Source organism: Actinomadura geliboluensis, assembly GCF_043197915.1.
In the GTDB taxonomy this organism is placed as follows: Bacteria; Actinomycetota; Actinomycetes; order Streptosporangiales; family Streptosporangiaceae; genus Spirillospora; species Spirillospora geliboluensis.
Window position 1 is genome coordinate 331799 of the sequence record NZ_JBICUA010000002.1, and the last position, 17492, is coordinate 349290.

18 protein-coding genes are annotated in these 17492 nt (G+C 74.3%); 11 read left to right on the forward strand and 7 right to left on the reverse strand.

The annotated features are described in order from the left end of the window. Nucleotides 1–81 precede the first annotated feature (81 nt). The 7 genes from ACGFI1_RS07115 to ACGFI1_RS07145 all read left to right on the forward strand — a co-directional run bounded on the left by ACGFI1_RS07115 (nt 82) and on the right by ACGFI1_RS07145 (nt 6093). Nucleotides 82–663, forward strand: coding sequence for a PadR family transcriptional regulator (locus ACGFI1_RS07115; protein WP_392733031.1), 582 nt, complete (start codon nt 82–84; stop codon nt 661–663). 111 nt (nt 664–774) lie between these two features. Continuing rightward, a complete protein-coding gene (locus ACGFI1_RS07120; RefSeq protein WP_392783888.1) occupies nt 775–1308 on the forward strand; it encodes an ATP-binding protein in 534 nt (177 codons plus the stop codon). A 42-nt stretch (nt 1309–1350) separates the two neighbouring features. After that, on the forward strand, nt 1351–1737 hold the full coding sequence (locus tag ACGFI1_RS07125; RefSeq protein ID WP_138641136.1) for a hypothetical protein: 387 nt from the start codon (nt 1351–1353) through the stop codon (nt 1735–1737). A gap of 165 nt (nt 1738–1902) precedes the next feature. Then, the gene (locus ACGFI1_RS07130) at nt 1903–4608 is read left to right on the forward strand and encodes a nitrate- and nitrite sensing domain-containing protein (RefSeq protein WP_392783890.1); all 2706 of its coding nucleotides are present in this window, start codon (nt 1903–1905) and stop codon (nt 4606–4608) included. After that, nucleotides 4605–5024 carry a roadblock/LC7 domain-containing protein gene (locus ACGFI1_RS07135; RefSeq protein ID WP_138641134.1) on the forward strand — a complete coding sequence of 140 codons (420 nt, stop codon included), beginning with the start codon at nt 4605–4607 and terminating at the stop codon, nt 5022–5024. Before ACGFI1_RS07130 ends, ACGFI1_RS07135 begins: the two co-directional genes overlap by 4 nt. A 6-nt stretch (nt 5025–5030) precedes the next feature. Further along, nucleotides 5031–5477, forward strand: a complete 447-nt coding sequence (locus tag ACGFI1_RS07140; RefSeq protein WP_138641133.1) for a DUF742 domain-containing protein — start codon at nt 5031–5033, stop codon at nt 5475–5477. Continuing rightward, a complete protein-coding gene (locus tag ACGFI1_RS07145) occupies nt 5458–6093 on the forward strand; it encodes a GTP-binding protein (RefSeq protein WP_138641131.1) in 636 nt (211 codons plus the stop codon). The genes ACGFI1_RS07140 and ACGFI1_RS07145 overlap by 20 nt, the downstream gene beginning before the upstream one ends. A 7-nt stretch (nt 6094–6100) precedes the next feature. On the opposite strand, the gene ACGFI1_RS07150 is transcribed toward ACGFI1_RS07145, so the two are convergent. Beyond that, nucleotides 6101–6586 carry a winged helix-turn-helix transcriptional regulator gene (locus ACGFI1_RS07150; protein WP_205719629.1) on the reverse strand — a complete coding sequence of 162 codons (486 nt, stop codon included), beginning with the start codon at nt 6584–6586 and terminating at the stop codon, nt 6101–6103. Nucleotides 6587–6651: 65 nt separating this feature from the next. On the opposite strand from ACGFI1_RS07150, the gene ACGFI1_RS07155 reads away from it, so the two are divergent. Then, the gene (locus tag ACGFI1_RS07155; RefSeq protein ID WP_392783893.1) at nt 6652–8073 is read left to right on the forward strand and encodes an MFS transporter; all 1422 of its coding nucleotides are present in this window, start codon (nt 6652–6654) and stop codon (nt 8071–8073) included. 325 nt (nt 8074–8398) lie between these two features. Here the strand turns inward: ACGFI1_RS07155 and ACGFI1_RS07160 are convergent, their stop codons facing one another. Together ACGFI1_RS07160 and ACGFI1_RS07165 are read right to left on the reverse strand one after the other, a co-directional pair. Next, nucleotides 8399–8827: a hypothetical protein gene (locus tag ACGFI1_RS07160; RefSeq protein WP_392783895.1), complete on the reverse strand. Its 429-nt coding sequence runs from the start codon at nt 8825–8827 to the stop codon at nt 8399–8401. Then, nucleotides 8824–9363: a DUF2231 domain-containing protein gene (locus tag ACGFI1_RS07165; protein WP_392783896.1), complete on the reverse strand. Its 540-nt coding sequence runs from the start codon at nt 9361–9363 to the stop codon at nt 8824–8826. Before ACGFI1_RS07165 ends, ACGFI1_RS07160 begins: the two co-directional genes overlap by 4 nt. Before the next feature lie 134 nt (nt 9364–9497). Between ACGFI1_RS07165 and ACGFI1_RS07170 the strand changes: the two genes are divergently transcribed. Both ACGFI1_RS07170 and ACGFI1_RS07175 read left to right on the forward strand, forming a co-directional pair. Then, complete coding sequence (locus ACGFI1_RS07170; protein ID WP_386872849.1) at nt 9498–10196, forward strand: helix-turn-helix transcriptional regulator; 699 nt, start codon at nt 9498–9500, stop codon at nt 10194–10196. Nucleotides 10197–10292: 96 nt separating this feature from the next. After that, complete coding sequence (locus ACGFI1_RS07175; protein ID WP_301177002.1) at nt 10293–10526, forward strand: DUF3040 domain-containing protein; 234 nt, start codon at nt 10293–10295, stop codon at nt 10524–10526. On the opposite strand, the gene ACGFI1_RS07180 is transcribed toward ACGFI1_RS07175, so the two are convergent. Beyond that, nucleotides 10523–10942 (reverse strand): MarR family winged helix-turn-helix transcriptional regulator, encoded by a 420-nt coding sequence (locus tag ACGFI1_RS07180; RefSeq protein WP_138642119.1) that lies wholly within the window; start codon nt 10940–10942, stop codon nt 10523–10525. The genes ACGFI1_RS07175 and ACGFI1_RS07180 overlap by 4 nt on opposite strands. 224 nt (nt 10943–11166) lie before the next feature. Here ACGFI1_RS07180 and ACGFI1_RS07185 point away from each other — a divergent pair, with 224 nt between their 5' ends. Continuing rightward, nucleotides 11167–11979 (forward strand): glutamate ABC transporter substrate-binding protein, encoded by an 813-nt coding sequence (locus ACGFI1_RS07185; RefSeq protein WP_392783898.1) that lies wholly within the window; start codon nt 11167–11169, stop codon nt 11977–11979. A 38-nt stretch (nt 11980–12017) separates the two neighbouring features. Here the strand turns inward: ACGFI1_RS07185 and ACGFI1_RS07190 are convergent, their stop codons facing one another. The 3 genes from ACGFI1_RS07190 to ACGFI1_RS07200 all read right to left on the reverse strand — a co-directional run bounded on the left by ACGFI1_RS07190 (nt 12018) and on the right by ACGFI1_RS07200 (nt 17464). Continuing rightward, entirely contained in the window at nt 12018–12593 is a 576-nt protein-coding gene (locus ACGFI1_RS07190; protein ID WP_392783900.1) for a hypothetical protein, read from the reverse strand. Then, nucleotides 12590–13795, reverse strand: a complete 1206-nt coding sequence (locus tag ACGFI1_RS07195; protein WP_392783901.1) for a protein kinase domain-containing protein — start codon at nt 13793–13795, stop codon at nt 12590–12592. Before ACGFI1_RS07195 ends, ACGFI1_RS07190 begins: the two co-directional genes overlap by 4 nt. Nucleotides 13796–13963: 168 nt before the next feature. Continuing rightward, nucleotides 13964–17464, reverse strand: coding sequence for an indolepyruvate ferredoxin oxidoreductase family protein (locus ACGFI1_RS07200; RefSeq protein WP_392783903.1), 3501 nt, complete (start codon nt 17462–17464; stop codon nt 13964–13966). Nucleotides 17465–17492: the final 28 nt, after the last annotated feature.

Genomic DNA, 17492 nt, shown 5'->3' on the forward strand with positions numbered 1-17492 from the left:
CCTAGTCAAAAGCATGACTAATCATGTCTTTGTCTGATAACGTCGGTCGCAACCCTGAGTCAAGGCGGGGAGAGAAGGCCGATGGCGCTACGTCACGCGGTGCTGGCGGCGCTGCTCGACGGCGAGTACAGCGGCTACCAGCTGGCCAAGATCTTCGATTTGTCGGTCTCCAACTTCTGGCATGCCGTACCGCAGCAGCTCTACTCGGAGCTGTCGAGGTTGGAGACGGAGGGCCTGATCCGCGGACGGCAGATCATCCAGCACGACCGTCCCAACAAGCGGGTGTACACGGTCACGCAGGCCGGCGTCGACGAGCTCGAACGGTTCGCCGAGACGCCCGCGAAACCCGGGATCATCCGCGAGAACCTGCTCGTGATGGTCCAGGCCGTGGACCACATCTCCGCCGCGTCCGTCATCGCGCAGCTCGAGGACAGGGCGGTCGCGGCCGCCGCCAAGGTCGAGGTCTTCGAGCGCACCCTCAAGCACCTGCGCGGCGACATGGACGAGGAGGCGTTCCTGCGCACCGGGACGCCGCTCGGTCCGTACCTCACCTGCCTGCGGGGCCGCCGCTTCGAGCAGGAGAACTACGAGTGGTTCACCAGTACCGCCCGGCTGCTGCGCAGCCGGGCGGGCACCCAGGCCGAGGAGGGCGAGCCGTCATGACGGCCTCCTCGAACACGGCGCCGCAGGCGCCGACCCCCCACGCCCTCACCAGCCCCGCACCCCGGCCGGGCTGGGCCCGGGCGACACGCCTTAGTCAAGGAGGCGTTCACCATGTCGGGCGAACACCACACCATCGAACTCCCTAGCAGCCCACTCCCCAACACACTCCCCGGCGACGCGCTCACCACCGGCACGGCCACGACGACACCGCCGCACGGCCTGCCCACGATCGACGAACCGCCCCCGCTGCTGCTGGGCGAGCTGACGCTGCCCGCCGAACGGGAGTCCGTGCCGCGGGCGCGGCGGTTCAGCCGGTCCGTCACCGCCGCCTCCGGCATCGCGCACATCCGTGACGACGCCGAGGTCCTGGTCTCCGAGCTGGTCACCAACGCCGTCCGGCACGCGACGGGCTCCACGCTGCGGCTGCGGCTGCTGCGCGCCGGCACCCGGCTCCGCGTCGAGGTGCACGACCAGGGCGGCGGCGTCCCCCGGCCGCGCCAGGTCGACCTCATGGAGGAGACGGGACGGGGCTGGTTCCTCGTCGCGGTCATGGCCGACGGGCACGGCACCGAGCACACCCCGGCCGGAAAGTCGGTGTGGTGCGAAGTGCGCGCCTGGCCGCGGGACGAGTACCCCGGGCACTGAGCACCCCTTTCGCAGACCCCCGGTTCGGCGAATGGAAGTGCCATGCCCGAATACGCGCCCGCTGACCGCCGTCCCCCGCGCTACCACCGGTCGGACGGGACCCCGGCCACCGCAGAGGAGGCCCAGCGGCTGCTGCTGGACGTGCGGGGGCGCCTGCTCGCGCAGGACGTCATCCGCGTCGGCGCCGCCGTCGTGGTCGTCTCGACCTGGTTCACCGTCGTCGACCTCGGCATCGCCGCGAACGGCCGGCCGCTGCTGTGGCAGACGCTCGTGTCCGACCACGCGATGCACGCCGACATCGGGCAGTACACGTCCCGGGAGCAGGCGGCGCGCGGCCACGCGGAGGCCGTCGCCATGATCTCCGGCCGGCTGCGCGGGCTGGTCGCCCGCGCGGCCATGGACGAGGTACGCCCCCAAGCGAGGACATGACCCCGCGAGGAGATGACCCGTGAGGACGTGACCTCGTGAGGACCTGACCCCGTGAAGACCTGACCCCGCACCGACGCGAGCACCACGACCCCGCTCTCCGTCCCCGCATCCCCCACGACACGGGCCGGCGCACCCGGCCCGTCCCCGGCATGAGGTTGTGATCAGATGGCCTCGAAGACACCCCGCGACGGCGTCCCCGGCGGCAGGCCCCGCCGGCGGCGCCCGATCCGCCTGCGGATCACGGCGCTGCTGCTGGTGCCGCTGGTGTCGCTCATCACCCTGTGGGCGTTCGCCGCGAACATCACCCTCGGCGACGCCTTCGACAAGTACGACTTCTCGACGACGTACGAGAAGATGGGCCTGCCCGGCCTCTACCTGGTGAACCAGCTCCAGGCCGAGCGGTCGCTCAGCGTCGCCGCGCTCGTCTCCCGCGACGCCGGGGCCAGGCAGAAGCTCGGCGCGCAGCGCGCCCGGGTCAGCGCGGTCGAGAAGTCCTTCCGCGGGACGGCGCTGTCGGCCGACGCGCAGGACGCGGCGCAGCCCGAGACGAAGAAGCGCCTCGCCGAGGCGATCAAGGCGCTGGACGGGCTGCCGCGGCTGCGCGGCGAGGTCGACTCCGGCAGGACCGCGCCGCTCGACGTCATCAACTCCTACAGCACGATGCTCGACCAGGTCATCAAGGTCTTCGACGGCCTGGTGACGGTCAACGACGTCGCGATCCTCACCCAGGGCCGCGCGCTGATCGGCATCGGCAACGCCCGCGCCTACATGCTGCGCCAGGACTCGCTCGTCACCGCCGCGATGGCGCGCAACGGCCGGCTCACCCGGGCCGAGCACACCGCGTTCGTCCAGTGGGCGGCGGAGGGCCGGCGCGAGTTCGAGGCCGGCCTCGCCGACCTCGACGAGCAGATCCGCGCGCCGCTGAGCGCGCTCGCCGCGTCCGAGCAGTTCCGGCGGTACCGGGCCGCCGAGACCGCGATCGTGGACGCGCGCGGCGACCGGCTGCCGCCGGAGGCGGCCGACTGGCAGGCCACCACCCAGCTGCTGTCGCAGGCGTGGGGCCAGCGGGTCCAGCAGGCGAGCCTCGCGCTGAACGAGCTGGCGAAGCCGATCGGCGAGCGGATCGTGATGCGGCTCGTCCTCGCCGGCGGGTTCGGGCTGCTCGCGGTCATCGCCTCGATCGTGCTGTCGCTGCTCGCGGCCCGCAGCCTGTCCCGCGAGCTGCGCGGGCTGCAGCGCGCCGCGCTGGACCTCGCCGAGGACCGGCTGCCCGGCGTCGTCGCCCGGCTCCGGCGCGGCGAGGAGGTCGACGTGGACGCCGAGGCGCCGCCGCTCGTCATCGGCAAGACCAAGGAGGTCGCGCGGGTCGGCGACGCGTTCACCAAGGTGCAGCACACCGCGATCGACACCGCCGTCCGCGAGTCGTACCTGCGGCAGGGCATCAGCCGCGTGTTCCTCAACGTCGCCTGGCGCAGCCAGTCGCTGCTGCACCGCCAGCTCCGGATGCTGGACGAGATGGAGCGCGGCGCGTCCGACCCGAAGGCCCTGGAGGACCTGTTCCGGCTCGACCACCTCACCACCCGCATGCGCCGGCACGCCGAGGGCCTGGTCATCCTGTCCGGGACGACCCCGGGCCGCGGCTGGAGCCGGCCGGTGCACGTCGAGGACGTGCTCCGCGCCGCCGTCGCCGAGGTCGAGGACTACACCCGCGTCGAGGTCGTGGTCGTCTCCGGGCGGGCCGCGCTGATCGGCGAGGCCGTCGCCGACATCATCCACCTGCTCGCCGAGCTGATCGAGAACGCCACCGTGTTCTCGCCCGCGCCGACCGAGGTGCTGGTGCGCGGCGAGATGGGCGCCAACGGGTTCGCCGTCGACGTCATCGACCGCGGCATCGGCCTCGACCAGTCCGAACTGGACGCGCTGAACCTGCGGCTGTCGCGGCCGCCGGAGTTCGACCTCGCCGTCACCGACCGGCTCGGGCTGTTCGTCGTCGCCCGGCTCGCCGGACGGCACGGCATCAGGGTCGCGCTCCAGCCGTCGCTGTACGGGGGCGTCAGCGCGGTCGTGCTGATCCCGCGTGAGCTGATCGTGGACGTCGACCAGCCGGAGGACGAGGACGGGCAGGCCGCCGGACCCGGCGGCGACGTCCCGGTCGCCGGGGGAGCCGGGCGGAACGGGCACGCTTCGCTGAACGGGTCGACGCGGCAGTGGCCCACGCCACCCGCGTCGTCGTCCACGGCGATGCTGAACGCGCCGGTGTACGACGCGCCGCCCGCCCCGCCGCCCGTCCAGGAGACCCCGCCGCCCTATGACCCGGCGCCCGCCTATGAGGCGCCCCAGTACGACCCGGCGCCGACCTACGAGAGCACGGCGCCCGACGCCCCGGCGTCCCCGGAGGACGGGCCGGAGCCCGGCGCGACGGTGGGGTTCAACGCCTACGACGGAACCGAGACCCCGACGTCGTACGGCACCCCACCGTCGTACGGGGCGCGGCCCGGGCCGCCGCCCGCGTTCGACGCGACGCGGCCGTTCCAGGCCGCGGGGCCGCGCATCCCCGCCTACGGGCACGACCCCTACGCCGACGCCGGCCGCTACGAGGCCCCCGCGTCGTTCGGGGACGCGCAGGTCCAGGCGGGCGGCGGGCGCGCCCCGCTGCCGCGCCGCGTGCGGGGCGGCAACCTGGCGCCGCAGCTGCGCGACCAGGACGGCTTCGACGAGCCGCCCGCCGTGCCGCCCGAGGACGCGGTCGCGGCCTGGGAGGAGCGCTCGGCGGAGGCGTCGCGGGACCTGTTCGCCTCCCTGCAGGCCGGCTGGCTGCGGGGCAGGGACGAGGACGAAGGACCGGCCGACGGCATGGAGGGAAGATCATGACCCAGCAGGGAGTCGCCGCCGAGCTCAACTTCCTCCTCGACGACCTCGTCGACCGGGTTCCGCAGATCCGCAAGGTCGTGGTGCTGTCCCGGGACGGGCTCGTGATGGGCAAGTCGCGCGGCGTCGGCCGCGAGGACGGCGAGTACCTCGCGGCGCTGGCCGCCGGGTTCCACAGCCTCGCGATCGGCGCGAAGCCGCAGCTGGAGTCCGGCGAGATCCGGCAGACGCTCATCGAGATGGACCAGGGCCTGTTCTTCGTGGTGCCCGCCGGGGCCAACAGCTGCCTGGCGCTGCTCAGCGAGGTCGGCGCGAACGCGGGCCTCGTCGCCTACGAGATGACGATGCTGGTCAAGCGCGTCGGGCGGCAGCTGTCCACCGGACTCAGGCAGGGCGCCGCCGGACCCGGACCCAGGTGACCCGCCATGGACCCCAGCGACGTGCCCGGAGCTCCCCGGGGTCCCGGGCGGGAATGGGGCCGCGAGCGGTGGCTCGACGCCGCCGCCGGGCCCATCGTCCGCCCCTACGCGGTGACGCGCGGCCGGACCCGGCCGACCGGCGAGCCGCTCGACATCGTGGCGATCCTCGTCGCGACCGGGCGGCGGCCGGCCGATCCGGGCCGGCTGTCGCGCCAGCAGCGCCGGCTGCTGGCGCTGTGCCGCCGCCCGCACGCCCTCGCCGACCTCGCCTCGGACCTGAACCTGCCGCTCGGCGTGATCCGGGTGCTGGCCGGCGACCTGATCGACTCGGGCCTCGTGGACGTCCAGCGGTGGTCCACGCCGTCCTCGCCGACCGGGCAGCCGGCGGCGGTCCCCCCGCACACCGACCAGAACCTGCTCAGGATGGTGCTCGATGAACTCCGTGCACTCTGATTCACCGCCCCCCGCCGCCGCCGAGCCCGCCGACGACCGGGAGGACGGCCCGCGCGTCGCGCTGAAGATCCTCGTCGCCGGCGGGTTCGGCGTCGGGAAGACGACGCTGGTGGGCGCGGTCAGCGAGATCCGGCCGCTGCGCACCGAGGAGGCGCTGACCGACGCGAGCGTCGGCGTCGACGACCTCGACGGCGTCGCCGCCAAGACCACCACGACGGTGGCGATGGACTTCGGCCGCATCACGCTGCGCGACGGCGTCGCGATCTACCTGTTCGGGACGCCGGGCCAGGAGCGGTTCTGGTTCATGTGGAACGAGCTGTCGCGGGGCGCGCTCGGCGCGGTCGTGCTCGCCGACACGCGGCGGCTGACGGCGAGCTTCGCCTCGATCGACTACTTCGAGCGGAAGGGCACCCCGTTCGTCGTCGCGGTGAACTGCTTCGACGACGCCGACCGGTACGACCCGGCGGAGATCCAGACGGCGCTGGACATCGACCCGCACGTGCCCGTCCTGCTGTGCGACGCGCGCCGGACGGTGTCGGCGAAGCAGGTGCTGGTGTCGCTGGTCGAGCACGCGCTGCGGCTCGCCGGCGGGGCGAGCCCCCGCCGGACCGGCTGAGCCGCCGCTACTCCTCCTCGGGGGCGGGCGGGCCCATGACGATCTCGTCCACCCCGACGTCGTGGCCGTCCGCGCACCGGACCTGCGCCGTGACGCGCTCGCCGCAGCGGGCGTGCGTCAGCATGACCTGGCGCCCCTCCTCGTGGGGCAGGTAGGTCTCGCCCCACTCCATGAGGCTGACGAGGGTGGGCGCGAGGTCCAGGCCCATCTTCGTCAGGTGGTACTCGTAGCGCGTGCGCTGGCCGGGCTCCTGGTACGGCTCCCGGGTGAGCAGCCCCGCCTTGACGAGGTGGCGCAGGCGGGCGGTGACGGCGGACTCGGTCATGCCGAGGTTGCGCACGAAGTCGCCGAAACGATTGGTCCCGAAGAACGCCTCGCTGAGCACCAGCACCGCCGACGGGGGGCCGAGCGCGGCGAGGGTCCGGGCGACCGGGCAGTTCTGCATGGACCACGCGTCGCGGTCGGCGAAGTGCCCCTCAAGTGCGATTGTCACGCCTCCACTATAAACCTGCTGACTTTGCTTGACCAAAGTCAGGTCGGGCGCTAGCGTCCCTGACTATGGTGGAACAAAGTCAGGTACGCACCGGTCCCGTCCTCGCGGTGCTCTCCGTCGCCTCCTTCATGGCGGGCCTCGACCTGTTCATCGTCAACGTGGCCTTCGACGACATCGGCCGCGACTTCGCCGGCACCCCGATGGCCGACCTGTCCTGGGTGCTCAACGGCTACGCGATCGTGTTCGCCGCACTGCTCGTCCCACTCGGCCGGCTCGCCGACCGGTACGGGCGCAAGGCCGGGCTCGTCCTCGGCCTGACCGTCTTCACCCTCGCCTCCCAGGCGTGCGCCGCCGCGCCCGACCTGTGGTGGCTCGTCGGCTTCCGCGTGCTGCAGGCCGCCGGGGCCGCCGCGCTCATCCCCACCAGCCTCGGCCTGCTGCTGTCGGCCTTCCCCGCGGCCAAGCGCGGCGGCGCCGTGCGGATCTGGTCCGCCGCGTCCGCGCTCGCCGCCGCGGCCGGCCCCGCCGTCGGCGGCGTCCTGGTGGACGTCTCCTGGCGCTGGGTGTTCGAGGTCAACGTCCCCATCGGGATCGCCGCGGTGCTGCTCGCGCTGCGGCTCGTCCCCGACTCCCGCGAGGGCGCCACCGCCCGCGTCCCCGACCTGCCCGGCACCGCGGTGCTGACCGCCGCGATCGCGCTGCTCGCGCTCGGCCTGGTGAAGATCAACGACTGGCCCGCCGAGCACACCGTCCTCGTCGTGGGCGCCGCCCTGCTCGGCCTGGCCTGGTTCTGGCTGCGCTCGCTGCGGCACCCCGCCCCGGTCATCGAGCCCGCGCTGCTCGCCGTCCGCACCTTCTTCTGGTCGAACGCCGCGGTCCTGCTGTTCACCGTCGCGTTCGCCGCCAACCTCCTGCTCGGCGTGCTGTGGATGCAGCAGGTCTGGCACTACTCGCCCATCAGGACCGGGCTCGCCGTCGCGCCCGGCCCGCTGATGGTGCCCGTCATGGCGCTCGTCGCCGGCCGGCTGGCCGCCGCCCGCGTCCCCGTCGGCCTGATCACCGCCGCCGGGTGCATGCTGTGCGCGTTCGGCGTCGTCATGATCGCGATGAGCCTCGGCCCGGCACCGGCCTACGCCACCCAGCTGCTGCCGGGCTGGCTCATCGGCGGGACGGGCGTCGGCCTCGCCCTCCCCACCATCCTGTCGGCCGCCGCCGTCGAACTGCCGCCGCACCGCTACGCCACCGGCAGCGCCGTGGTGAACATGAGCCGCCAGATCGGCACCGTCCTCGGCGTCAGCCTCGCCGTCGCCGCCCTCGGCACCCCGCGCGGCTGGCCCGACGCCCACACCGCCTACACGAACGCCTGGCTGATGGTCGGCGGGTTCATGGTGATCGCAGCGATCGCCGCCCTTGGCATGACCCCGCGCCGTCCGCAGCCCTCCCCAACCGTCCCCGAGCCAGAGAAGGAAGTGGTCGCCGGTACCTAACCCCCGCCTTGCAGAGAACCGCAGAACCCGGGCATCGGACGAAGCCTTGACCCGGACCGAAAGGCCCGGTTCGCCCGACCGCCCGACACACAGCAGGCACCTCATCCGGAGAGGTGCCTGCTGTATTCATTGTCCTGCCCTTGGCGGTCGGGCCTTGGCGGCCCTCCCTTCGGCGGGCAGAACGTGCGATTGCTGCATCGCTTCGGCTCGCCTTGCGGCTCGCTGCGCGATCAGGTTCTCGCTTCGCTCGAACCTGCCTTCGGTCGCAATCGCGACGGTCCCGGTCTGCGCGGGGTTGAGGTGGTGGCTGGGGTTGTCGGTCTGTTCAGGACTGGAGGGCGGACAGGACGACGAGGAGCAGGGTCGCCACTGCGAAGAGGCCGTGGCCCAGGACCACCGGGACGGGGAAGGCGCGCTCGGGCGGGGTGGCGGCCTGGGCGGAGCCGGGGGCGCCGACGGTGCGGACGGACGGGGTGCGGGTCACCGACAGCCAGCGGAAGAACATCGCGAAGCCGAGCAGCGCCACCGGCAGCAGCAGGCCGAAGGCCGTCCAGGCGAGGGCGGCCGCGTCGGCGAACAGGTAGATGATCCAGACCACCAGGCCGGCGGCGGCGAGCAGGAAGTGGCCGAAGATCACCGGGACGGGGAGGCGGGACGTGCCGCCGCGGACGCCGCCGCGGGCGATCCAGGTGCCCAGCATGTAGAAGCCGCCCAGGGCGGTGATCAGCCAGGTGACGAGTGCGGCGATGCTCATGGTCGTTCTCCTTGGTCGGCGGTGGGACGGGATGTGCGGGCGAAGCCCTCGGACTGGGTCTGCTCGTCGGCGACGCGGACGCCGTAGCGGTAGGCGAGCCTGCCGCCCAGGAAGCCGGACACGGCCAGGGCCGCCAGGGACATCGCCGACAGGGCGATCGGCCCCGGCGCGACGGCTCCGGTGACGTCCCCGTAGCGCCAGCCGAAGCCGCCCGCGTAGGCGGCGGTGACGGCGAGGTTGAGGGACATGTGGACGAGCGCGGTGCGGAAGGCGCGCGTCCCCGGCGGGACGGCGAGCAGGTCGAGGAACCCGGTCGCCGCGGCGGCGAGCGCCCCCGCGATGCCCAGCCCGATGAGCCACAGCGAGCCCTTGGCCAGGAAGTCCGGGTCGCCGACCAGGTGCGAGGCGGCGTCGAACACCAGGCTGCCCACCCACGCCCCGATCGGCACGGTCACGAGGACCGGGTGCAGGGGGTGGCCGTAGCTCCCGGCGAGCGCGCTCACCGGGCGTTTCGACTGCCGCTGCGGATCGTCCATGACGACCTCCTATTTCACCAACAAGTATTGGTGTTATAGCAGGAGCGCGTCAACGGTGGCGAGGTCGGTGGGTATGTCATCTTGGTTTGGACCGGTTTTTGGGTGTTAAGGTGATCGCCGGTTAGGGTGGTGGGGTGACTTCGGACTCCGCCGGGCTGGAGGCCGCCGCGATCCTCAGCGACGACCTGCGGCGCCGGATGTACGCGTTCATCCGCGCGGCGAGGGCGCCGGTGACCCGGGACGAGGCGGCGGCGAGCGTCGGCATCTCCCGGAAGCTGGCCGCCTTCCACCTCGACAAGCTCGTGGACGCCGGGCTGCTGTGCGCCCGCTACGCCAACCCGTCCGGCGTGCGGCGGGTGGGCCGGGCGCCCAAGGTGTACGAGCCGTCCGGGCTCGACGTGCGGGTCAGCATCCCGCAGCGCGAGCACGGGCTGCTCGCGGGCATCCTGCTGGACGCCGTGCGCGGGCAGGAGCCGGGGGAGAGCGGGCAGGACGCGGCGCTGCGGGCCGCCGGCGAGCGGGGGCGCGCGCTGGGCGAGGCGGAGCGCCGGCCCGTCCGCGGCGGGCGGCTCGGCACCGAGCGCGCTCTCACGCGCGCGCAGGAGGTCCTGGAGCGGCACGGGTTCGAGCCCGAGCGGGAGAGCCCGGAGCGGCTGCGGCTGCGCAACTGCCCGTTCCACCCCATGGCGGCGGATGATCCGGGCCTGGTGTGCGGGATGAACCACGCTTTTCTGTCCGGTCTGGTGGACGGCCTCGGCGCGTCCGGCGTCCAGGCCGCGCTCGCCCCGCAGGAGGGCTACTGCTGCGTCGAGTTCGGCCCGCGCGACGAGTAATCTGCCCGGTTCGTATCGGCTTGCGATTGATTCGGACGATAGATCTTGCTTCTCCCGGTTACGCCAGTCAGGAAGGTCTAACCGGAGGAGCGAGCGATGAGCCTGCCGTTGCACGAGAGCCGCGTTCTCGCGCTCATCGAGATGGGACTGTGCCGAGACGACCGGGAGCTCGCGGCCCGGTTCGCGATGTTCAACCGGTTGGCGGCGGGCGAACCGCCGCCCCGCCGGGAGGATCTCGAACCGAACCGGCGGCTGTGCTGGATCCTGACGGCGGTGCTCGTGGTGTCGGTCGCCGTGCTGGGCGCGATCACCGCCGCGGTGGCCGGTTAGCCCCCTTCGAGGGTCTTCAGCTCGGCGGTCAGCCGGTCGAGGATCGGCGCGAGGTCGCGCAGTTCCGCGAGGTGCACGCGGGTCAGCTCGGCCAGGACGCGCTCGGCGGCGCCGGTCAGCCGCACCCGCATCACCCGGTTGTCGTCCGGGTCGCGCTCGCGGACGACGAGGCCGCCGTGCTCGGCCCGGTTGATCAGCTCGACGGCGCTGTGGTGGCGCAGCAGCAGGTAGTCGGCGAGGTCCCCGATGGTGGGCGGGCGCGCGGCGGCGTGCCCCTTGACGGCGAGGAGCAACTGGTGCTGGGCCGGCGTCAGCCCGGCGGCGCGCGCCGCCTCCTCGCTCCAGCGCAGATAGCGCCGCAGCCCGGTGCGGAAGGCGAGCAGCGCCGTGAACTCCTCCTGGCTGAGCTGCTGCACGCGTACCCCGTCCCTGGAGGTGAGAGTCCGGTCTGTGGTGCTCCGATGCTACTTCACCCTGCGTGTTCGGGACTCTGCGTGTTCGGGCCGGGCGGCGTCCGCCGCACTTCGGCCGAACCCGTGACGATCACCGTGGGGGGAAATAGAGTGCCCCTACCGAATTCCCGGGCTGCTCCGGTTCTGAGTGCAACGCCCGAATGGTCGACTCGCTGGAGGTTCGGGGGATGGGCATGGGGCGGACGCTCGCGGCGGTGCTGCTGGCCGCCGGGCTGCTCGCGGGCTGCGGGCGGGGCGCGGACGAGTCGCTGCTCGACAAGTCGACGCTGGTGGTCGGCGTCCGGCCGGACCTGCCGGGGCTCGGGCTGCGGCATCCCGACGGCGAGTTCGAGGGGTTCGACATCGACGTCGCCCGGTACGTCGGGCGGCGGCTCGGGAAGAAGATCGAGTTCACCCAGGTGCTGGCGTCCGAGCGGCTTCCGGCGCTGACGTCGGGCCGCGCCGACCTCGTCCTCGCGACGCTGTCGGTGACGCCCGAGCGCAAGACGCGGGTCGCGTTCGCGGGCCCGTACTACATGTCCTACCAGGACGTCCTCGTGCGGACGGACGAGCGCGGGGTCAAGGGCATCCGCGATCTGAGCGGGCGCCGGTTCTGCGCCGTCGAGGGCGCGGACCCGATCCTGCGGCTCCGCGCGCTGAGCGGGATGACGGCCCGGACCGTCCCCGCCAAGAGCTACGACGAGTGCATGCGCATGATCAAGGCGCGCACGGTGGACGCCATCACCACCAACGACGTGATCCTCGCCGGGCTCATCCGTCGCGAGGGCGGCGGCTTCCGGCTGGTGAACGCCCGGATCAGCGAGCAGAACACCGGCATCGGGATCCGCCAGGGCGACACCGACGGCTGCGAGGCGCTCAACCGGGTCATCACCCGGATGTACCAGGACGGCACGGCGGAGCGGCTGGCGGAGAAGTGGTTCGGCGGCACCGGCCTCGACCTGTCGATCATCGAGGTGCCGCAGTTCGAGGGCTGCGTCTGACCGGCTGCGTCTGACCGGCTGCGTCTGACCGGCGGGGTCTAGCCGGCGGCGGCCAGGATGCCGTGCAGCCGCGCGGCGCGGCCGCCGGCGATGGCGCCCTCGCGGGCGCGGGTGGAGATCTTCCGCCGGAGGGCGGCGACGTCCGCGCGGCGGCGGTCGAGCGGGGAGTGGCGGCGCTCCAGCATGGCGTCGATCACGTTGGCCAGGTCGAGGCCGACGTCGTCGCGGACGTCGCCGGCCGCGACGCCCTGGTCCACCGACGCGCGCAGCCTGACCAGCGCCTCGTCGATGAGGAGGCCGGGCGGGACCCGCTCCCGCGGCGGGCTGCCGGAGGGCGGCTCGGAGGGCGTTCCGGCCGGTGCGGCGGCCGGTGGCGAGGAGGGCGGCGGGGACGGGGTCTTCGTCGCGGGCGGGGAGGCGGCCTGCAGCGGGAGGAGGCGGCCGGTGGAGCCGTCCGGGCCGGCGAGCGCGTCGCCGATCCCGGCGACCAGGACGGCGGCGGCGACGGCCGTGGCGGCGGCGCCCGCGAGCGCCAGCCACGGGACCCGCGGGCCGCGCCGGGGGTGGCGGACCTCCTCCCGGCGCCAGCCGCCGGGCTCCGGCTCGGCGCTCATGCGGCGATGGTCGCGAGGACGCGGTTCAGCTCGTCCGCGAGACCGGGGCTGAGCGCGTTCTCGCGCCGCCGGGTGGCGATCTTGGCGTGCAGCAGGGCGATCCGGCGGCCGACGTCCACGTCCCGGTCGGCGGTGAGGTCGTGCTCCAGGTTCGTGATCACGTTGGTGAGGTCGAGCGCGACGTCGGAGCGGATCTGGCCGGAGGCGTAGCCGCGGCTGACGATCGGCCGCAGCCGGCCGAGCGCGCCGCGCACCCGCGTCCCGGACCGCTCGGCGGGCTCGGCGGCGGGCGGGCGCCGGGGCGCCGTGGCGGGTGGAACGGCGGCCGACCGGACGGGCGGCGCGACGGTCACCGGGGCGCGCGGCGCCGAGGCGAGGACCGCGGCGACCGCGGCCGGGACCGCCGCGGCGACGGTCGCGGCGGCGATGCGGGCGCCGCGGCGGTGGCGCGGGCGCGGCGGGGCGGGCGGGGGCAGGGCCTTCGTCGCCTGCGGGACGGCGGCGGCGGCGGGTGCCATGCGGACGCGGCGCGGCGGCACGTCGCCACCGGCCAGCGCGTCGTCACCGGCCAGCGCGTCGGCGACCTCTCGGGCGGACGGGGCGTCCTCGCTCAGGCAGCGGGCGGCGAGCGCGGGCAGCTCCCCGGACGTCCCGGACGGCAGGCAGGCGGCCAGGACGGCGCCGAGCGCGCGGACGTCGGCCGCCGCCGTGGCCGGCGCGGGGGCGCCCCGGACGATCCCGCCGATGCCGGTGTCGACCAGCCTGACCTCGTCCCGCAGCAGCATGATCTTGCCGGGCCGCAGGTCGCCGTGCGTCACGCCGGCCGCGTGCGCGGCGCCCAGGGCGGCGGCGACCCGGCCGCACACCGACGCGGCCTCGCGGGCGGTGAGCCGGCCGCGGCGAAGCCGGTCCGCGAGGGACTCGCCGTCCAGGAACTCGGTCACCAGGTAGGGGACGAGGCGTCCGGCGGCGTCCCGGGTCAGGTCGCTGTCGTAAACCGTCTCCAGCGCGGGGTGCGACAGCCCGGCGGCGCGGTTGACGCCCTCCTGGAACGCGCGGGGCGGCCCGCCGGGCGCCGGGAGCTTGACCGCGACGGGCCGGTCGAGCAACTCGTCGAAGGCGCGCCAGACCTCCATCGTCCCGCCGTCGCCGAGGCGTTCCACCAGCCGGTAGCGCTCCGTCAGCCGCAAGCCCGATTCCACTGGACGTCACCCTCGTCCGCGCTCGATGTCGGCGTCCGCACGTCGGTGCCCGGGCGCGATCCCCGGCACGTGGGGGAGTACGCGCGGCCGTCCCCGCCCGGTTCGACGGGCGGGCGGGAGCGGGTGATCGCGCTGGTCGGCGCGGTGACCAGCGCGATCACCCGATCATCACACCCGCGCCGCAGCGCGCTCCGCGCGCCACGCCGCGAGCAGCTCGCGGAGGCCCTCCTCGTAGCGGGCGATGTTCGCGGTCTTCACGTCCTCGTAGCCGCGGATCACGTCGGGCAGCTCCGCGATCCGGACGGCGAGGTCGCGGCGGTCCGCGTCCGCCCCGGCGCGCAGGCCCGCGACCAGCTCGTTCACGACGGCGACGTAGCCGGTGACGAGGCGGCGCTCGGCGCGGCGCTGCGCGGCGGCGCCGAACGGGTCGAACGGGGTGCCGCGCAGCCGCCGCATGGCGCGCAGCGCGCGGAACGCCGGGCGGGCCGTCCGGCCGAGCGCGATCTTCCGGTCCAGGCCGACCGCCCGCAGCAGCGGCGGGTGCAGCATGTACGACACGGTCGAGCCGGGCCCGAACTGCTCCTCGACCCGGCGCGCGAGCTCGGGGTCGAGGTGCAGGCGCGCGACCTCGTACTCGTCCTTGTAGGCCATCAGCTTGTACAGGTTGCGCGCGACGGCGACCGCGAGCCGCTGCCCGGTGCCGCCCGCGTCCCGCTCGGCGCGGTCGACGCGCAGGACGGCGTTCAGGTACCGCTCGGCGAGCGCGAGGTCCTGGTAGGCGGCGAGGTCGGGGACGCGGATCCGCAGCACGGGGGCCAGCTCGCCGTCCACGCCGGCCGCCTCGACCAGCGCCGTCGCCGCCGGCGCGGTGGCGTCCAGCGGGCGCGGCGCGACCGCGGCGGCGGCGGCCGGGGCGGGCTCGGCGGCCCAGTCCGGTTCGAGGACGAGGCGCCGCCCCGCCCGGAACGCCTGGACGTTCGCCGCCACCTGGACGCCGTTCAGCGCGAGCGCCTCCTCGATGGCCTTCGCCGACAGCGGCAGCAGCCCCGCCTGGTACGCGGCGCCGACCACGATGAGGTTGGCCGTGGTCGTGCTCCCGAACCAGCGTTCGGCGAGCGCGAGGGCGTCCAGCGCGACGAGGCGGCCCGCGTCGGTGCGGGCGGCGATCCGCTGGACGAGCGACGCGCTCGGCGGCAGCGCCGCCGACGTGTCGGTGATCATCCGGCCGGTGGGGACCTCGCTGGTCGACACGACCGCGGCGGTCCGGCCGGGCGCGCAGCGGCGCAGGTTCGGCTCGGTGGTCGCGGCGAGCGCGTCGAACACCAGGTAGGCGTCGGCGCCGCCCGCGCCGACCATGCCGGGGCGGTCCCGGTCGGCGTCCCCGATCCGCAGGTGCGACACGACCGCGCCGGCCTTCTGGCTGAGCCCGGTCTGGTCGAGCGCGCGGGCGTGCCGGCCGTCGATCAGCGCCGCCGTGGCGAGGACCTGGTTGACGGTCACGACGCCGGTGCCGCCGATGCCGACGAGCAGGACGTCCGCCGCGTCGGGCCGGACCTCGGGCTCGTCCAGCTCGCCGATCTCCGGCAGCGACGGCCGCGCCTTCCGCTCGCCCGGCGTGACGGTGACGAACGAGGGGCAGTCGCCGTCCACGCACGAGTAGTCCTTGTTGCAGGACGTCTGGTTGATCTGCGTCTTGCGGCCGAACTCGGTCTCGACCGGCTCCACGCTGAGGCAGTTCGACTTCACGCCGCAGTCGCCGCAGCCCTCGCAGACCGCCTCGTTGATCAGCACCCGGGTCTGCGGGTCCGGGGCGAGGCCGCGCTTGCGCTTGCGCCGCGACTCCGCCGCGCACGCCTGGTCGTACAGCAGCACGGTCACGCCGGGGATCTCGCGCAGCTCGCGCTGCACGGCGTCGAGGTCGTCGCGGTGCCGGACCCGGACGCCGGGCGCCCAGTCGGTGCCGCGCGGGTAGCGGGACGGGTCGTCCGCCACCACGACGATCTTCGCGACGCCCTCGGCGTGCAGCATCCGGGTGATCGCGGCCGGGTCGGCGCCGCCGTCGGCGTCCTGCCCGCCGGTCATCGCGACCGCCGCGTTGTACAGCAGCTTGAACGTGATGTTCGTGCCCGCCGCGACGGCCTGCCGGACGGCGAGGCTTCCGGAGTGGAAGAACGTTCCGTCGCCGAGGTTCTGGAACAGGTGCCCGGTGCCGCTGAACGGCGCCGCGCCGACCCACATCGCGCCCTCGCCGCCCATCTGCGTCGTGCCGATGCTCCGGTCCTGGAACACCGTCATGACGTGGCAGCCGATGCCGCTCGCGGCGACCGACCCGTCCGGGACGACCGTCGACCGGTTGTGCGGGCAGCCGGAGCAGAAGTACGGGGTGCGCGCCGGCGCGAGCAGGTTGATCGCGGGCTTGCGCGGGGCCAGCACCGGGTCGCGCAGGTCGACGTGCTCGGCGCCGACGCGGTCGGCGAGGAGCCGGGCGAGGGCCGTGACGAGCCGGTCCGCGTCCAGGCCGCCGTCGGGCGGGACGAGGGCGGCGCCGCCGGGCCCGTACTTGCCGTACACGGCGGGGCGTTCCGCCTGGTCGTACAGCACGTCGCGGATCTGCGCCTCGACGAACCCGCGCTTCTCCTCCACCACGACGATCTCGCGGAGCCCCCGCGCGAACGCGCGGATCCGGTCCCGGTCGAGCGGGTGGATCATGGCGAGGCGCAGCAGCCGGACGCCGCGCCGCGCGAGCGCCGCGTCGTCCAGCCCGAGCCGGTCGAGGGCCTCGCGCAGTTCCAGGTAGGTGCGCCCGGCGGCGACGAGCCCGAGGGAGGCGTCGCCGGCGGCGCCCTCGATCCGGTCGAGCCCGTTGGCCGCCGCGTACGCCGCCGCGGCCTGCAGCCGTCCCTCCAGGACCTCGGGCTCCAGGGACGTCGTGTCCTTCAGGTCGACGCCCGGCCTGCGGGTCGGCTTCCACGGACGGCCCCGCCACGCGAACTCCGGCAGCACCGGGTCGGGGACCGGCTCGGCGGCGACGATCTCGTGCGAGTCGGCGACGTCGGTGACGACCTTGAAACCGGTCCAGGTGCCGCTGAACCGGGACATTTCGAACCCGTGCCGTCCCAGCCGCAGCACGTCCGCGACCGAGCCCGGCACCAGCACCGGCATGAACGCCTCCGCCAGCGCGCCCTCCGTCGCCGACGGCAGCGTGGACGACTTGCACGACGGGTCGTCGCCCACCACCGCGAGCACCCCGCCGAGCGCGGACGTGCCGAGCCAGTTGGCGTGCTTGAACGCGTCCAGCGACCGGTCGACGCCGGGCGCCTTGCCGTACCAGAGCCCGAAGACGCCCTCGTAGAGCGGCCCCGGCAGGTGCTCGGCGAGCTGCGACCCGTACACGGCCGTCGCCGCCAGCTCCTCGTTCACGCCGGGGACGAACCGGATGTCGTGGCCCTCCAGCAGCGTCGCGTCCCGCATCAGCTGCTGGTCGAGCCCGCCGAGCGGCGATCCCCGGTAACCGGACACGAACCCGGCGGTCCGCAGGCCGCGCCGCGCGTCCGCCCGCCGCTGGTCGAGCAGCAGCCGGACGAGCGCGTGCACGCCGCCGAGCGCGATCCGGCCGCGCTCCAGCTCCAGCCGGTCCCGGAGCGGGGAGGAAGAAACGGTGGTGCTCATGCTTGCATTGAGCCCCTTTGTCTGAGCG

Excerpts from the sequence above, each read along its gene's own strand:
- ACGFI1_RS07115 (WP_392733031.1), top strand. The coding sequence starts at position 82 with ATGGCGCTACGTCACGCGGTGCTGGCGGCGCTGCTCGACGGCGAGTAC.
- ACGFI1_RS07120 (WP_392783888.1), top strand. The coding sequence starts at position 775 with ATGTCGGGCGAACACCACACCATCGAACTCCCTAGCAGCCCACTCCCC.
- ACGFI1_RS07125 (WP_138641136.1), top strand. The coding sequence starts at position 1,351 with ATGCCCGAATACGCGCCCGCTGACCGCCGTCCCCCGCGCTACCACCGG.
- ACGFI1_RS07130 (WP_392783890.1), top strand. The coding sequence starts at position 1,903 with ATGGCCTCGAAGACACCCCGCGACGGCGTCCCCGGCGGCAGGCCCCGC.
- ACGFI1_RS07135 (WP_138641134.1), top strand. The coding sequence starts at position 4,605 with ATGACCCAGCAGGGAGTCGCCGCCGAGCTCAACTTCCTCCTCGACGAC.
- ACGFI1_RS07140 (WP_138641133.1), top strand. The coding sequence starts at position 5,031 with ATGGACCCCAGCGACGTGCCCGGAGCTCCCCGGGGTCCCGGGCGGGAA.
- ACGFI1_RS07145 (WP_138641131.1), top strand. The coding sequence starts at position 5,458 with ATGAACTCCGTGCACTCTGATTCACCGCCCCCCGCCGCCGCCGAGCCC.
- ACGFI1_RS07155 (WP_392783893.1), top strand. The coding sequence starts at position 6,652 with ATGGTGGAACAAAGTCAGGTACGCACCGGTCCCGTCCTCGCGGTGCTC.
- ACGFI1_RS07160 (WP_392783895.1), bottom strand. The coding sequence starts at position 8,827 with ATGAGCATCGCCGCACTCGTCACCTGGCTGATCACCGCCCTGGGCGGC.
- ACGFI1_RS07165 (WP_392783896.1), bottom strand. The coding sequence starts at position 9,363 with ATGGACGATCCGCAGCGGCAGTCGAAACGCCCGGTGAGCGCGCTCGCC.
- ACGFI1_RS07175 (WP_301177002.1), top strand. The coding sequence starts at position 10,293 with ATGAGCCTGCCGTTGCACGAGAGCCGCGTTCTCGCGCTCATCGAGATG.
- ACGFI1_RS07185 (WP_392783898.1), top strand. The coding sequence starts at position 11,167 with ATGGGCATGGGGCGGACGCTCGCGGCGGTGCTGCTGGCCGCCGGGCTG.
- ACGFI1_RS07190 (WP_392783900.1), bottom strand. The coding sequence starts at position 12,593 with ATGAGCGCCGAGCCGGAGCCCGGCGGCTGGCGCCGGGAGGAGGTCCGC.
- ACGFI1_RS07200 (WP_392783903.1), bottom strand. The coding sequence starts at position 17,464 with ATGAGCACCACCGTTTCTTCCTCCCCGCTCCGGGACCGGCTGGAGCTG.